At 68.2% G+C, this 13,972-nt stretch carries 14 protein-coding genes and 1 pseudogene; all 15 read right to left on the reverse strand.

From position 1 onward, the window contains the following. A partial coding sequence (locus U9980_RS04025) for a HesA/MoeB/ThiF family protein (protein ID WP_322766735.1) occupies positions 1-788 on the reverse strand: 788 nt, incomplete at its 3' end. A 38-nt stretch (positions 789-826) separates the two neighbouring features. Then, positions 827-1,423 (reverse strand): iron-sulfur cluster assembly accessory protein, encoded by a 597-nt coding sequence (locus U9980_RS04030; protein ID WP_322766736.1) that lies wholly within the window; start codon positions 1,421-1,423, stop codon positions 827-829. 30 nt (positions 1,424-1,453) lie between these two features. Beyond that, the gene (locus U9980_RS04035) at positions 1,454-2,041 is read right to left on the reverse strand and encodes an iron-sulfur cluster assembly accessory protein (protein ID WP_322747332.1); all 588 of its coding nucleotides are present in this window, start codon (positions 2,039-2,041) and stop codon (positions 1,454-1,456) included. Between the two features lie 2 nt (positions 2,042-2,043). After that, positions 2,044-3,558, reverse strand: a complete 1,515-nt coding sequence (gene nifB, locus U9980_RS04040; protein ID WP_322766737.1) for a nitrogenase cofactor biosynthesis protein NifB — start codon at positions 3,556-3,558, stop codon at positions 2,044-2,046. 67 nt (positions 3,559-3,625) lie between these two features. Next, positions 3,626-3,916: a nitrogen fixation protein NifZ gene (locus U9980_RS04045; protein WP_322755037.1), complete on the reverse strand. Its 291-nt coding sequence runs from the start codon at positions 3,914-3,916 to the stop codon at positions 3,626-3,628. Then, positions 3,891-4,278, reverse strand: a pseudogene (gene nifW / locus U9980_RS04050) (nitrogenase-stabilizing/protective protein NifW). Before nifW ends, U9980_RS04045 begins: the two are co-directional and overlap by 26 nt. Before the next feature lie 23 nt (positions 4,279-4,301). Continuing rightward, positions 4,302-4,511, reverse strand: a complete 210-nt coding sequence (locus U9980_RS04055) for a CCE_0567 family metalloprotein (protein WP_322747335.1) — start codon at positions 4,509-4,511, stop codon at positions 4,302-4,304. Next, on the reverse strand, positions 4,498-4,941 hold the full coding sequence (locus U9980_RS04060; protein WP_322766738.1) for a NifX-associated nitrogen fixation protein: 444 nt from the start codon (positions 4,939-4,941) through the stop codon (positions 4,498-4,500). The genes U9980_RS04055 and U9980_RS04060 overlap by 14 nt, the downstream gene beginning before the upstream one ends. Positions 4,942-4,974: 33 nt before the next feature. After that, entirely contained in the window at positions 4,975-5,373 is a 399-nt protein-coding gene (gene nifX, locus U9980_RS04065) for a nitrogen fixation protein NifX (protein ID WP_322766739.1), read from the reverse strand. 1 nt (position 5,374) lies between these two features. Continuing rightward, positions 5,375-6,769, reverse strand: a complete 1,395-nt coding sequence (gene nifN, locus U9980_RS04070; protein ID WP_322766740.1) for a nitrogenase iron-molybdenum cofactor biosynthesis protein NifN — start codon at positions 6,767-6,769, stop codon at positions 5,375-5,377. Further along, entirely contained in the window at positions 6,769-8,190 is a 1,422-nt protein-coding gene (gene nifE / locus U9980_RS04075) for a nitrogenase iron-molybdenum cofactor biosynthesis protein NifE (protein ID WP_322766741.1), read from the reverse strand. Before nifE ends, nifN begins: the two co-directional genes overlap by 1 nt. Positions 8,191-8,197: 7 nt before the next feature. Then, a complete protein-coding gene (nifK, locus tag U9980_RS04080; RefSeq protein WP_322766742.1) occupies positions 8,198-9,727 on the reverse strand; it encodes a nitrogenase molybdenum-iron protein subunit beta in 1,530 nt (509 codons plus the stop codon). Between the two features lie 164 nt (positions 9,728-9,891). Further along, a complete protein-coding gene (gene nifD / locus U9980_RS04085; RefSeq protein WP_322766748.1) occupies positions 9,892-11,298 on the reverse strand; it encodes a nitrogenase molybdenum-iron protein alpha chain in 1,407 nt (468 codons plus the stop codon). Between the two features lie 107 nt (positions 11,299-11,405). Next, positions 11,406-12,272: a nitrogenase iron protein gene (nifH, locus tag U9980_RS04090; RefSeq protein WP_322760264.1), complete on the reverse strand. Its 867-nt coding sequence runs from the start codon at positions 12,270-12,272 to the stop codon at positions 11,406-11,408. A 79-nt stretch (positions 12,273-12,351) separates the two neighbouring features. Then, positions 12,352-13,506 carry a homocitrate synthase gene (gene nifV / locus U9980_RS04095; protein WP_322747342.1) on the reverse strand — a complete coding sequence of 385 codons (1,155 nt, stop codon included), beginning with the start codon at positions 13,504-13,506 and terminating at the stop codon, positions 12,352-12,354. Positions 13,507-13,972 lie beyond the last annotated feature (466 nt).

Genomic DNA, 13,972 nt, shown 5'->3' on the forward strand with positions numbered 1-13,972 from the left:
CCGGCCAGACCGGCCAGACCGGCCCCGATCGGGGTCGGCTCACGGCGGTGCATCTGGTACACCTCCGACCGGTGCGCCCCGCAGTCGACGCAGTCCGGGTCACGGGTCACGGCGAACGAGCGAAAATCCATGTCCCACAGGTCGAAGGCGAGCAGCTTGGCGGTCAACCTCTCGCCGAACCGGGCGACCGTTTTGATCACTTCCATGGCCGCCAGGCACCCCACGGTGCCGGCGACCGCGCCGAGCACCGGGAAGCCGAGCGGGTCCCACTGCGGGTCCCCGTCGGCGAACACGCAGCGCAGGCACGGCCCGCCCGGCACGACCGTGAGCAGTTGGGCCTCGGTGGTGTTCATCGCCGCGAAGACCAGCGGCACACCCAGGTCCAGGCACATCCGGTTGATCCGGAAACGTTCGGGGAAGTTGTGGCGGGCGTCGACCACCACGTCCGAACCGGCGACGAGACCGGGCATATGCGGGTCGAACAGGTCGCGGTCCCACGCCTCGACCGTGACGTCGGGATAGTGGACCCGCAGTGTGTCGGCGGCGCAGGCCACCCGGGGATCACCGACCCGGTCGGGTCGCATAAGCGTCTGTCGGTTGAGGTCGGGTATCTCGAGGGCGCCGGGATGCACGAGGACCAGCCGCCCGACGCCAGCCGCGGCGAGATAGGTGGCTACGGCGCCGCCCACCCCGCCCACCCCCGCCACAAGCACCGTCGCCGCGCACAGTCGCTCCTGTCCCGGTCCGCCGAAACCATCCAGTGTCAGTTGACGTGCAAAGCGCTGCATGTCCCCACCCATATTCCCGGCCGCCGTTCCCGGCCGCGCTATCGGCTCACGGCCGCGGGCACGACCCGGCTGATGTCGGGAACGGCCTCCCGCAGCTGTTGTTCGACCGTCCGCACCAGCGCGATCATCTCGGCCTCGTGCTCGAGGCCCGCACCGGTCAGCCGGACCGAGACCACACCGTCGGCGACCCCGACGACGGACGCGTCCCGTCCGACGAGCTGCAGATGCGGTCGGATGTACTGGATTGCCACGTTCGCCTTCTGCAACAGCGACGTCTCCACCCCGTCAGGCTGGACCGGGGGTACGAACGAAGGGCCACACAGGCAACTGCTGCGCGTGTTCGGATTGTAGAAGGTGAAGCCGGACGACATCAGCGACTCAGTGTAGTCGATACGCATGCCGTCGAACTGATCCGTCGCGTCGGCGGGGACGAACACCTCGAAATCCCCGACGCGGGTGACGACATCACCGTCCGCCGGTGCCGGCACGACCGTGAGCCGATAACGGTGACCGGCGCAGTTGCCGGACGTGTCGACACAGATCCGCAGACCCGATGCGCATGCCGTCCCCGCGCGATCGAGCAGCGCGCGCACCTTGTCCGCCGCCCGGTCGGTGAAACTGATCGCGATACTCACTGGTCCATCTCCCGATACGTCCAGGCGCGGTCAGGGGGCGAGGACGACTCGCTCGACCGCGGGCACCGATTCCTTCAACTGACGTTCGATGACGCCCGCGAGCGTGTCCAACGCGGAGGAACACCCCCCACAGGCGCCGGTCAGCCGCACCGACACGACTCCACCGGTGACATCGAGCACCGAAACGTCCCCGCCGTCACGCTGCAGGAACGGGCGGATCAGCGCCATCGCATCCTCGACCTGCTGCCACAGTGCATCCTCGTTCCCGTTGCGCTCCGGCGCGGCGAACGACGACCCGCATGAGCAGGGGTCCGACGCGTTGGGGTTGGAGAAGACGAAACCCGACGAGGTCAGCGACTCGACATAGTCGATACGGACACCGTGGACGATCGAGGCCGAGGCCGAGTCCACGAGCACGTCGAACCCGTCCTGGCGAACGATGACATCCCCCTTTTCGGCGGCGGGCGCAAGCGCCAGGCTGTAGGTGTAGCCCGAACATCCACCGGGCTGCGCACCGACCCGCAGGCCGTAGCCGGCGGTCGCATCGTCGCGGGCAAGCAGGGCACGCACCTGGTCGCCCGCGCGCTCGGTGAGCACAACCTGCAACTTACTGATCATGATCATACCTCCGCTGCGAGGCGACTGGCGATCATCGACCGCGCCACCGCCAGCTCTTGGCCCGGCTCGGGCGACCCGCCCGGCCCGGTCAGGGATTGCGACGGCGTCGCAGCAGCCAGCCGCGCGCCCTGGGCTGCAACGGCGGAGTCGATGAGGTCGTAACACTCGACGGCGTCGATCCCGGCAGCGGTCAGTGCCTCCCGCGGCCCATTGCCGATCTTGCCGCACAGCACGGCAGCACAGTCCGACAGCAGCCGCACGGTCTTGTCGAGCACCGACTCGTCCGCATCACACTCAGACGGGCCCTCGCAGTAACGCGCGACGCTGCGGGTGCCGACCAGGCGGGCCCAGTTCTCGCCCGCCTCGTAGACCCAGAACTCCTCGGCGTGGCCGAAGTGCTGGTTGACCACGCCGCCGCCCTTGGTGGCGACAGCGATCAGGACGGTCCGTGCCGGCTTGGCGATGCCGTCCGCGGAGATCCGCAGCTCCTCGCGGGTGGCCCGGACGTCAGTGCGCCAACGCTCGATCGCGGCGTGTGCCTGCTGGCGCCCGGCAAGGTCGTAGGTGACCTCGCCGTTGAGGTAGGTCTCCGGGCCGAACTCCTCGCTGCGGTCCTCACCCAGCAGCCCGACCGCGTCGGCCCGGCACTGGCGGCAGTGGCGCATCATGTTCATCTCGGCGCCGTCGTCGCCCGCGCAGCGGTCCTGCAGAGCCTGGAGCTCCGTCGGGGTGGGGCCGCGCTGCCCGGTCAGGCCGTAGTGGGTGCCGTGCTCGGGTGCGGACACCAGCGGCATCACGTTGTGCAGGAACGCACCCATGCCCCGGACGGTGCGGGAGACCTCGACTAGGTGGTCGTCGTTGACACCGGGGATCATCACCGAGTTGACCTTGCAGAGGATCTTGCGTTCGGTCAGCGCGGCGAGCCCCGCCAGCTGCCGGTCCGAAAGGATCTTCGACGCCTCCCGGCCGGTGTGCCGCTTGCCCCGGTACAGCACCCACGGGTAGATCCGCGCCCCGATCTCGGGGTCGGTCATGTTGATGGTGATCGTCACGTGGTCGATGCCGAGCTGTTCGATGCGATCGACGTGGTCGAGGAGGGTGAGCCCGTTGGTGGACACGCAGAGTTTGATGTCCGGGCAGTCCCGGGCCACCAGTTCCATCGTGCGCAAGGTACGGCCGGCGTTCGCCAGCGGTTCACCGGGCCCGGCCACGCCGAGCACGCTCATCTGCTTGATCTCGCTGGCAACCCGCTTGACCTTGGCGAGCGCCTCCTCCGGCGACAGCAGCCGGCTGGTGACACCGGGCCGGCTCTCGTTGGAGCAGTCGTACTTGCGGTTGCAGTAGTTGCACTGGATGTTGCAGCCGGGCGCGACCGGGACGTGCATCCGGGCGTAGTACTGGTGCGCCTCCTGGCTGTAACAGGGATGGTTCGCGATCTTCTCGGCGATCTCCGGGTCGAGTCCGGTGGCGCTGCTCCCGCAACCCTTGGTCGACGCGCACCCGCCGGCGGGAGCCACCGCCTGCCGGCAGCCTGCTGCGTGGCCCGCGCAGAGGGCAGCACCGGCAGTGGAATGGAACCCTCGGTCATGCTGGTTCACCTCCTTCGTGACACGCCTCGTGACGGGTCTCATGACCTGCGGCGACCGTCGCCGGGCTGAGCTCTTTCTCCAGGCAGCCCACGACCCGGCCGTTGGTGAACGCGACCGCGTAGACGATGTGCTCCTGCAGGTAGAGCCCGACGCCGCGAACGTGGCCGACTGATCCGGCGTCGACCAGCACGTCGCCGACAGCGATGCCGGGCTCGGGGTAGGTCCCGTCGTTACGCAACGCCTTGACGGCGCTCACCTCGTCACCGATGTCGAACGCGGCTCTCATCGCACACTCTCCGGTGACTCGACGGCTGACTCGACAGCTGACTCGACCGTGACGGCAGCCAGGGCGACGAACGCCTGGGGGGCACGGTCGGCCAGGACCTTGAACAGACGGTGGTCCAGCGCCCCGGCGGTGGTGAACACCTCATGGGCGTCCACGAGCGCCGTTCGATAGGCGGCGATGCGGGCGGCCGGCAGGGCCGGGTCGGCGTCGATCCGGGCCACCGCCGCGGCGAAGTGCCGCAGGATGTGCAGCCGGTTGACGGCAACCACCCGCGGGTCGTAAGGAACGTCGAGGGTTTCGAAGTACTCCTCGGCGGTCTCGGCACGGCGGAAGTCCGCCAACCGGTCGGTGTCCGGCGCCACGGGCGGCACCGGCGGGCGGGCGCTCACCGGGCATCCACCTTTGCCAGTTCGTGTTCCAGTCGGTTGATCTCGACATAGGTGTTGTACGTGGCGGTGGCCGTCTCCAGGATCTGTTCCCAGCCGATCGGCAGGTCCTCGGCCAGGTCGTGCAGATCGAGTTTCAAGCGGGTGGCGAGGCTGTTGAGTTTCTTCAGCTTCGTCTGCAGATGGGGGATCTCGTCAGGAGTCGTCACGGGCCACCTCCGGGTGGGCGCCGGCCAGGGCGGCGCCGGCGCGTACCAGCGCCTCGCCACGCTCGGCCAGATGATCAATGGAGTCGAAGCCGAACCGATGGGCGTCACGCAGGACGTCGGAGATGACCACGAGGCGGCCGACGAACACGATGACCCGACCGAAGCCCTCGTGGCTGAGGTCCAGCACGTAGCCGGTGACCTGACCGGTCACCTTCTCGATACCAGCCGCGACCGCCTGGTAGTAGGTACGCAGTCGCCCCTCGGTCGCCGGATCGATGTCGCAGGTGATTCCGAGCTCGCGCCGCCGCGCCGCGGTGAGCACGAACGGGCCGAGCAGCTTCTCGACACCGAGCCGGTCGAACTGTCCGTAGGTGTCGCCGGCCCGCAGCTGGTCGACCAGGTCACGCAGGAAGCCGCTGCCGGCGATCACGCTCGGCGCACCTCCAGCGCCGGTAGCGCCGGCTCATCGGGGGGTCCAGTTGGGCGCCAGACCCGGTGAGTGCTGGCGCATCACCTTGCGCAGCCACGGCGGCGGATTCCCGGCAAGGACACCTTGCAACCGCTCGATCAGATCGATCACCCGGGTGTCCGGCTCGGTCTTCACCGGATGGACCTTGGCCTTCACCACCCGGGCTGCAGCGGACCCGCCGATCGCGCAGACGTGCAGGATCGAGCAGTCGGCCACCGCCGCCAGCCGACTTTCGATCTTGCTGTCCTCGTCGTCATCGGCGGGGGGCAGCGTACGCGTCTCCACCCGCTCGGCCGCGGTCGCCGAGACCTCGTACACGTCGAACCGACGACACACACCGAAATGCTGGTCGACGGCGCTGCCGTCACTCGTGGCGAATGCGACTTTCAGCACGTCAACTCCTCATATCCTCATAACGCCTGCTGGACCGGGTCGCAGAAGGTTCACGCCCCGGCTCGGGACGCCGGCCGGAGCGATGATCAAGAAGGCAGTTGGCCGTGTCGACGAGCAACTGGAGACTGCCGCGGTAACCCGCGGTGGCCCGCAGCTGCGCGCCGAGACGGTCGTACACGGGGAAACCCAGGGCCAGGTGTGCCGCGCCGATCCGGTCGGCCACCTCGCGTCCGTGACTGGATGCCACGACAAGCTCGGCACCGGCGGCGGCGGCCCGCTCGGCGAGATCGAGGAAGTCACCGACGACCACCTCGTCCCATGGCGCCCGGCCGAGCACCGGGGCGTCGGTCGGGGACACCGCCGCGACGATCTCAGCGCCGGCGTCGTAGAGGAGCGAGCCCACCGCGACGAGCTGCTCGGGCTCACCGGCCAGCGCGATCCGCGCGCCACCGAGCACGAAATGGCTGTCGAGCAGGCCGTCGGCGAGCCGACGCCGCCACCGGCGGACCGGCTCGGGCGCGGGCACGCCGCTGTGATCCATCAGGATGCGCACCAGCCGATCGACCATCTCCAACCCGCTGAGATGATCGTGCACGGTCAGGGCTGCACGGCCGCCGGCGCGGGCGGCCAGCGCCGCACCCGCGCCGGCGGCGGTCGCGCCGATCACCGTCACCGCGCCCGAGGCGGTGAGCCCGAACAGGTCCGACCTGCTCGTCCCACCCGTGGTCAGCGGCGACCAGGCCTCGTCGAGATGGCCGTCCAGGGAGCCGGACAGGTCCGGGACGAGCACGGGGTCGAGCCCGAACGCCCGCACCAGCCCGGCGATCTCGTCGAGGTCGACGGCGGACAGCGACGGGCCGACCAGCACCGCCACCTGCCGATGCCTGGTCGGTGCCGTTCCGGCGCCGGGGACGGCACCGACCAGGGCCTCCAGCGCGGCCGACCAGCCATCGGACAGCCCGCCGCGGAAGTCCGGCGTGGACACCGGCACGACCAGGGGGTGCCCGGCGGCCGGGGCGGCTGGCACCGCCGGCCCGTACGGCGAGGTCCGCAGGACACCGAGCAGGTCCTCGCCGTTGACCTCGGTCATGCCGGTGGTCAGGACCCCGATCACATCCGGGTGGTTACGCTCACTGATCGTGTCCAACGCGGCGATGACCGAGTCGGACGCACCGAGCACGGCGCTGACCTCGGTGACCGCCGTGGTCTGCAGCGGAATCGGCTCGCGGAAGTGCCGTGTCAGCAGGGCCTTGGCAAAGGCCGTGCAGCCCTGGGCGCCGTGCAGCAGCGGTATCGAGCGGGCCAGGCCCAAAAAGACCAGGGCGCCGCCGAGGGGCTGGCTGTGCTTGAGTGGATCGAACGCCGCGCCGGTGGCGCCGGGCACCACGCGCGCCATCAGGAGGCCCCGTTCTCGGCGTTCTCGGTGTTCTCAGGGGCGGCGGGCCGGTCCCACGGGGCCGGCGCGCGAACCTGCTCCCAGATCGGGCTGGACAGCGCCAGGTCGAGACGGCGAGCCAGCTCGACCATTCCGGCGTAGCCGGCGAAGGCGTGCTGGCGTTCCTGGTTGACGTCGAGGAACGGCAGCCTGCCCTTGAGCGCGGTGTACTGGTTACGCCCACCCGCGATGAGGATGTCGGCCTGGGTCTCGCGGACGATGCGCAGCAGCTCGGTCGGGTTCCCGTCTTTGATCACATGACCGTCCGGGCCGAGCAACGCTGTGATCTTGTCGACATCGTCGTCGGTGCTCTTCGTCGCTCCGGAGGCAACGACCTCCACCCCGAGGTCCTGCAGTGCCGAGACGAGTGACCAGCTCTTGACGCCGCCGGTGTAGAGCACTGCGCGGGCCCCGGCCAGGCGCTCCCGGTAGGGGGCGAGTGCCGCCGCGACGCCGGCCTCCTGCGCGGCGATGAGCTCGTTGGCGCGCCAGACGAGCTCGTCATCACCGAGGAGGCCGGCGAACCCACGCAGCGTGTCAGCCATCGCCCGCAGGCCGTAGAAGCTGCCTTCGAACCACGGGATGCCGTAGCGGTCTTCCAGCCCGCGGGCCAGCGACAGCAGTGCGCGCGAGCAGACGACCATCGTCGCCCGGGCCCGATGAGCGGCGGCGACCTCGGCGTAGCGGGCATCCCCGCTGATGCTCGCCAGCACCCGGATACCGAGTGTGGCCAGCACCGGGGTGACATCCCACAACTCGCCGGCGATGTTGTACTCGCCGATCAGGTTGACATCGTAGGGGGTGGTGAACCCCGGTTCAACCGTGCCGATCACGTGTTCCAGCAGGGCCGCACCGGCGAGGCGGTTGCCGAAGTTCTTGCTGCCGGCGAAGCCGGGCGCGTGCACCGGGACGACGGGTACCCCGGTCACGGTCGCCGCCGCCGCGCACACCGCGTCGATGTCGTCGCCGATCATCGCCGTGACGCAGGTGGAGTACACGAAGACCGCGGCTGGACGGTGGCGTCGGGCGGCCTCGACGACGGTGTCGTAGAGGCGCTGTTCCCCGCCGAACACCACCTCCTGTTCACCGACGTCGGTGGCGAAGCCGCGCCGGTACAGCGTCGGACCGGAAGAGAGGCTGCCCCGACCGTCCCACGAGTTGCCGGCACATCCGATCGGCCCGTGCACCACGTGGGCGACGTCGGCGATGGGCACCAACGTGATCATCGCACCGTCGAACGCGCAGCCGCCGGCGGTACCGCCCGGCTTGGGTTTCGGGCATCCCGCCTTTCGCGTCGCGAGGTCCTTGGTGCGGTTGTGATCGCATGCCGGCTCGTCGAACAGCGGGACTGTCGCGAGCGTGCCGCGGGTCAGGGCAGCCATCTCCACCTCAGCGAATGACGTCGAAGCTGTGGTCTGGGGCGTTGCGGTCGAGCTCGTCGAGCACGGTGTTGACGAACTGGGTGAGCAGGGTGATCCCGCCCTCGTAGCCGACGATCGGGAACCGGTGCAGGTGGTGACGGTCCGGGATGGGGAAGCCGACCCGCACCAGCGGCAGGTTCGCCTCCCGGGACAGGAACTTCAGGTACGAGTTCCCGACCAGCAGGTCGACCGGCTCGGTGAACAGCAGCGACCGCAGGTGCCACTGGTCCTTGCCCGTCCAGACGGTGGCGTGGTGACCATAGGGGCTCGCGGCCAGGACGGCCTCGGCACGCTTCTTGAATGCCTCGTCACCGTTGGTGGACACCACGTGCACCGGCACGACGCCGAGCTCCAGCAGGAAGCCGAGCAGCCCCACGACGAGATCGGGGTCGCCCATGAGCGCCACGCGCTTGCCGTGCAGGTAGGCGTGCGAGTCGGTCATCGCGTCGACCAGCCGGCCGCGCTCGGCGGTGACGGCGGGGGGAACCGTGATCCCGGTGAGGGCGGCCACCTCGGTCACGAAGCGGTCGGTGTTGCCCACGCCGATCGGCAGCGGCACCGTGGCGGTCGCCTGCCCCCACTCGGTGCTCACCAGCTCCGCGGTCTTGCGGGTGGCGCTCTCCTGCAGGAACAGGGTCGCCTTGGCATTGATCGCGTCGGCGGCGACCTTCAGCGGCGTGCCACCCGGGTACAGCTCGTAGTCACCGGTGGCCGGCGAGTCCAGTGCGTCGGTGTGGTCGCCGAGAAGGACGTGCTTGACGCCCAGCAGGGTGAGCAACCGCTTGATCTCACGCAGGTTGCCGGTGTAGGTCTCGAAGCCCGGCACCACGTTCAGCGTGCCGTTGGACTTCTTCGCCTTCTTTCCCTTGTTCAGGTAGGAAAGAATGCCCTTCATCATGTTGTCGTAGCCGGTGAGGTGGGAGCCGACAAAGCTCGGGGTGTGCGCGTACGGTACCGGGAAGTCCGCCGGGATGGCGCCCTTCTCCCGGGCCGTGCCGATGAAGTTCTGCAGGTCGTCACCGATGACCTCGGCCATGCAGGTGGTGGAGACCGCGACCATGTCCGGCTTGTAGAGCGTGGTGGCGTTCTCCAGCGCCTCGATGAGGTTGCTGAGGCCGCCGAAGACCGCCGCGTCCTCGGTCATCGAGGATGACGCAGCCGGGAACGGCTCCTTGAAGTGCCGGGCGAAGTAGCTGCGGAAGTAGGCCACGCAGCCCTGCGAACCGTGGACGAGCGGGAGCGTGCCGGCGAACCCGATGGCCGCGAGCAGGGCGCCGAGTGGCTGGCATGCCTTGCCCGGGTCGATGGTGAGCGCCTCCCGGGCGAAGTTCTTCTCCCGATATTCCCAGGACCGGGTCCAGTCCGTGATCCGGGCGATCTCGGCGGGGTCTGCGGGCTCCTCGAACTCACGCTTGCGGTCGAACTGCTCCTGGAAGTGCGGGGCCTTGAACAGCTCATTGTGGTCCAGCACACGAAGAGGTACGGGATTGTCTGGCATGCGAACGCCCTCTTATTTGGTCGATGGGAAGAAGAATCGGTCTGCGCTGCGGTCGGTCCTGGCGGCGGTGCTGCGGTGTCTGCTGCGCAGCGAACCGGCCGGCGGCCCGGGAGCCGATCAGAAAACGGCTCCCGGGCCGTCCGGTTCACCAGTCCGGCGCCGTGCTATGCGGCCGTGGACCAGGGCGCCTGGAACAGGTTCCAGGTCGGGCTGTTGATGGCGATGTCCATGTCGCGGGCGAACACGGCGAAGCCGTCCACACCGTGGTAGGGACCGGAGTAGTCCCAGGAGTGCATCTGGCGGAAGGGAAGGCCCATCTTGTGGAAGACGTACTTCTCCTTCACTCCGGCACCCATCAGGTCGGGCTTGAGCCGGCGGGCGAACTCCTCGAGCTCGTAGGCGCTCGGGTCGTCGTAGATCACGACGCCCTCGCCGAGCTCGGGGTTGGTGCGGCTGTAGTCGTCCTTGTGGGCGAACTCGTAGCCGGTACCGATGATCTCCATGCCGAGATCCTCGTAGGCGCCGATGGTGTGCCGCGGGCGCAGGCCACCGACGAGCAGCATCACCCGCTTGCCCTCCAGCCGCGGCCGGTACTCGTTGCGTACCAGGTCGAACAGGGGCTGGTAGCTGGCGATCGCAGCCTCGGTCTTCTCCTTGATCGTGTCGTCGAAGAACGAAGCGATCTTCCGCATCGACTCAACGATCTTGGTCGGGCCGAAGAAGTTGAACTCGGTCCACGGAGTGCCGAAGCGCTCCTCCATCGTGGTGCAGATGTAGTTCATGGACCGGTAGCAGTGGATCAGGTTCAGCTTGGCGAGGTGGCTGGTGGACAGCTCGTTGAGCGTGCCGTCACCGGACCACTGGGCCACCACCCGCAGGCCCATGTCCTCCAGGATGCGACGCGACGCCCAGGCGTCACCACCGATGTTGTAGTCACCGATCAGGGCGACGTCGTACGCGGTCTGCTTGGTGGTGTCCCGGGTGCCGAGCACGATGTCGCGGATCGCGTCGTTGGCGATGTGGTGGCCCAGCGACTGGCTGACACCGCGGAAGCCCTCGCACTTCACCGGGACGACCGGCATGTCCAGTTCCTTCGACGCCTCGCGGGCGACCGCGTCGATGTCGTCACCGATCAGACCGATCGGGCACTCGGACTGGATGGAGATGCCCTTGGCCAGCGGGAACAGCTCGGCGATCTCCTTGCAGATCACGGCGAGCTTCTTGTCACCGCCGAACACGATGTCGCGTTCCTGGAAGTCGCTGGTGAACTGGAACGTGACGAAGTTGTCGACGCCGCGGGTACCGTGCGAGTAGTTACGCCGGGACGCCCAGGAGTACTGGCCGCAACCGACCGGCCCGTGGCTGATGTGGACCATGTCCTTGATCGGGCCCCATACCACACCCTTGGAACCGGCGTAGGCGCAGCCACGGACCGTCATCACACCGGGGCGCGACTTGATGTTGGACTTGACCTCGCACTCCTTCGACCCGGTCGGGTCGTTGGGCTTGACGTGCTTGGCCCGGAACTTCGCGGCCTTCTCCGGGTACCCGGCGAGGACGTCATCGATCATCGCCTGGGTGTCGACGGGCGGGGTCACGGCTGGAGTCGCGGCTGGAGTCGCGGGAGGAGTCACAGGAGGAGTCACGACAGACCTTTCTGATGAGGAGGTACGCCCGGTCACGCGACCGCGGTGGCCTTCTGGCCGATAACCGACTCGTCCTCCTGCTCCATGATCCCGAAGTCGATCAGAAGCTCCTCGAGTTCGTCCATGGTGATCGGAGTCGGGATGGTCTTCATGTCGTTCTCTTCGATCTTGCGCGCGAGTTCCTTGTACTCATTGGCCTGGTTGGACTCAGGCGCGTACTCCAGAACCGTCATCCGGCGCAGCTCGGCGTGCTGGACGATGTTGTCGCGGGGGACAAAGTGGATCATTTGGGTGTTCAGGCGCCGCGCGAGCTCCATGATGAGCTCGTCCTCGCGGTCGGTCTTACGGCTGTTGCAGATCAGCCCACCCAGACGCACGCCACCGGAGTGCGCGTACTTGAGGATGCCTCGGGCGATGTTGTTCGCCGCGTACATCGCCATCATCTCACCGGAGGTCACGATGTAGATCTCCTGGGCCTTGCCCTGGCGGATCGGCATCGCGAAGCCACCGCACACGACGTCACCCAGGACGTCGTAGCAGACGAAGTCGAGGTCCTCGTAGGCGCCGTTCTCCTCGAGGAAGGTGATCGCGGTGATGACACCACGACCCGCGCACCCGACACCCGGCTCCGGACCACCGGACTCGACGCAGCGGATGTTGAACTCGCCGGACAGCAGCACATCCTCGAGCTCGAGGTCCTCGACCGAGCCCCTCTCCGCGGCCAGGGCCAGAACCGAGGTCTGCGCCTTCGAGTGCAGGATCAGACGGGTCGAGTCCGCCTTCGGGTCGCAGCCAACGATCATGATGCGGTTGCCGCGGGTGGCCAGCGCCGCCATCGTGTTCTGCTGAGTGGTGGACTTACCAATACCACCCTTGCCGTAAAAGGCGATCTGCCTCATCGGTGTGTGCTCCTTCACCGCACGCCCGAGCGTGCGTCACTGTGGGAAAGCCGGAGTTGGTTCAGGTAGCCGTGCTGGTTCAGGTAGCCGTGCTGGTGCAGGTAGCCGAAACCTGGAACCGCTCGTAGAGATCACGGACCTCGTCCGAGCGCAGCGGTCGCTTGAGCATGCAGACCTGTGATCGCAGACCTTCCAGAACAGGTCCGAGAACGCTTTCGTCCGCATCGATTCCGTGCTTGCGCAGGGCGTACCGCAGTGACGCCCGCCCCGCGTGCTTGCCCACGACCAGGCGGCGGTGCGCACCGACCTCCGCGGGGTCGAAGGGTTCGTAGATGCTGGGCGCTTTGAGCACGCCATCCACGTGGATGCCGGACTCGTGGATGAACGCAGACTCACCGACGATGGCCTTCCCGCACGGCACCGGACGGCGTGCCGCGCGCGAGACCAGGCCGGCCAGCGCCCGGAAGGACGTGGTGTCAAGGTCGACCCTGATTCCCAGCAGGTGGCGAAGCGCCATCGCCACTTCCTCCAGCGGCGCGTTGCCGGCACGTTCGCCGAGCCCCGCGACGGTGGTGCTGACAAACCCGAAGCCGGCCCGAACCGCCGCGAGAGTGTTGGCGGTGGCGAGTCCGAAGTCGTCGTGGGCGTGGATCTCCCAGTTGGCGGGCACCGCGCCCACCAGTCGAGACATCCGGGCACAGGCGCTGAAGGGCTCGAGGACCCCGACGGTGTCGGCCCATCGCAGGCGGTCGACACCATCGCGGACCAGTTCGTCGGCGAGCTCGATGACGAAGCTGTCGTCCGCCCGTGAGGCGTCCTCGAACCCGACCCCGACGGCTTGCCCCCGATCGAGGGCGTCGGCGACGCAGTCGCGGATGCGGCTGCGCGCCCACGCCCGGTCCCGACCGAGCTTGTGGGTCAGATGCAGGTCGGACACGGGAATGCTCAGGTGCACCCGACCGACGCCGGAGGCGACCGCCGCGTCGATGTCTGACCGCATGGCGCGACACCAGGCGACGATCTCCGCCCGGAGCCCGGCGCCGGCGATGCGAGCCAGCACCTCGCGCTCGGATGGACCCATGGCCGGCACGCCCGCCTCGATCTGCGCCACCCCCGCCTGGTCGAGCGCGGTGGCGATGAGCAGTTTCTCCTGCGCCGTGAAGGCAACTCCCGGGGCCTGCTCACCGTCACGCAAGGTGGTGTCACAGAACCCGATCACGATGTCGTGCCCCACAGTTGCCCTCCGTCGGTTGAAAAGGAAGGTGGCGAGATGTGCCCGCCTGCGATCGGCTGTCGCGACCGGTGGCGACTTCCGCGGGCCTCGCCGTTGAAGCGCCGCGATTAGGAATGTCGTCCTCTGTTGTTTCGTGCTCTTTAAGCGCCGTATCTTCCCAGTAACGTTTCAGCCGCATCCGCGATTCTGGGACGAATAGCTGAAGGAGCTCGGGCCGGGTGTCCGAAAGACCCTGGGACCAACGGCGCGAACGGCTGGCGCCGAATGGTGCGCCGCCGGCCGGCACCCTGCCCACGGTGCAATACGACATGTTGTCTCCCGCTCATTGTTTTACAACCCCAAGCCATGCCCAAATACGGCCGACCGCCGCCGGCGGGACGAACGTACCCGCATGTGCCGACCAACGACCCGACCCGTTGTTCACACGGCCCGGGAAACCATGGACGAATGCCCGCACCGCAGAAAA

The organism is Protofrankia sp. Cr1, from assembly GCF_963555865.1.
GTDB lineage: Bacteria > Actinomycetota > Actinomycetes > Frankiales > Frankiaceae > Protofrankia.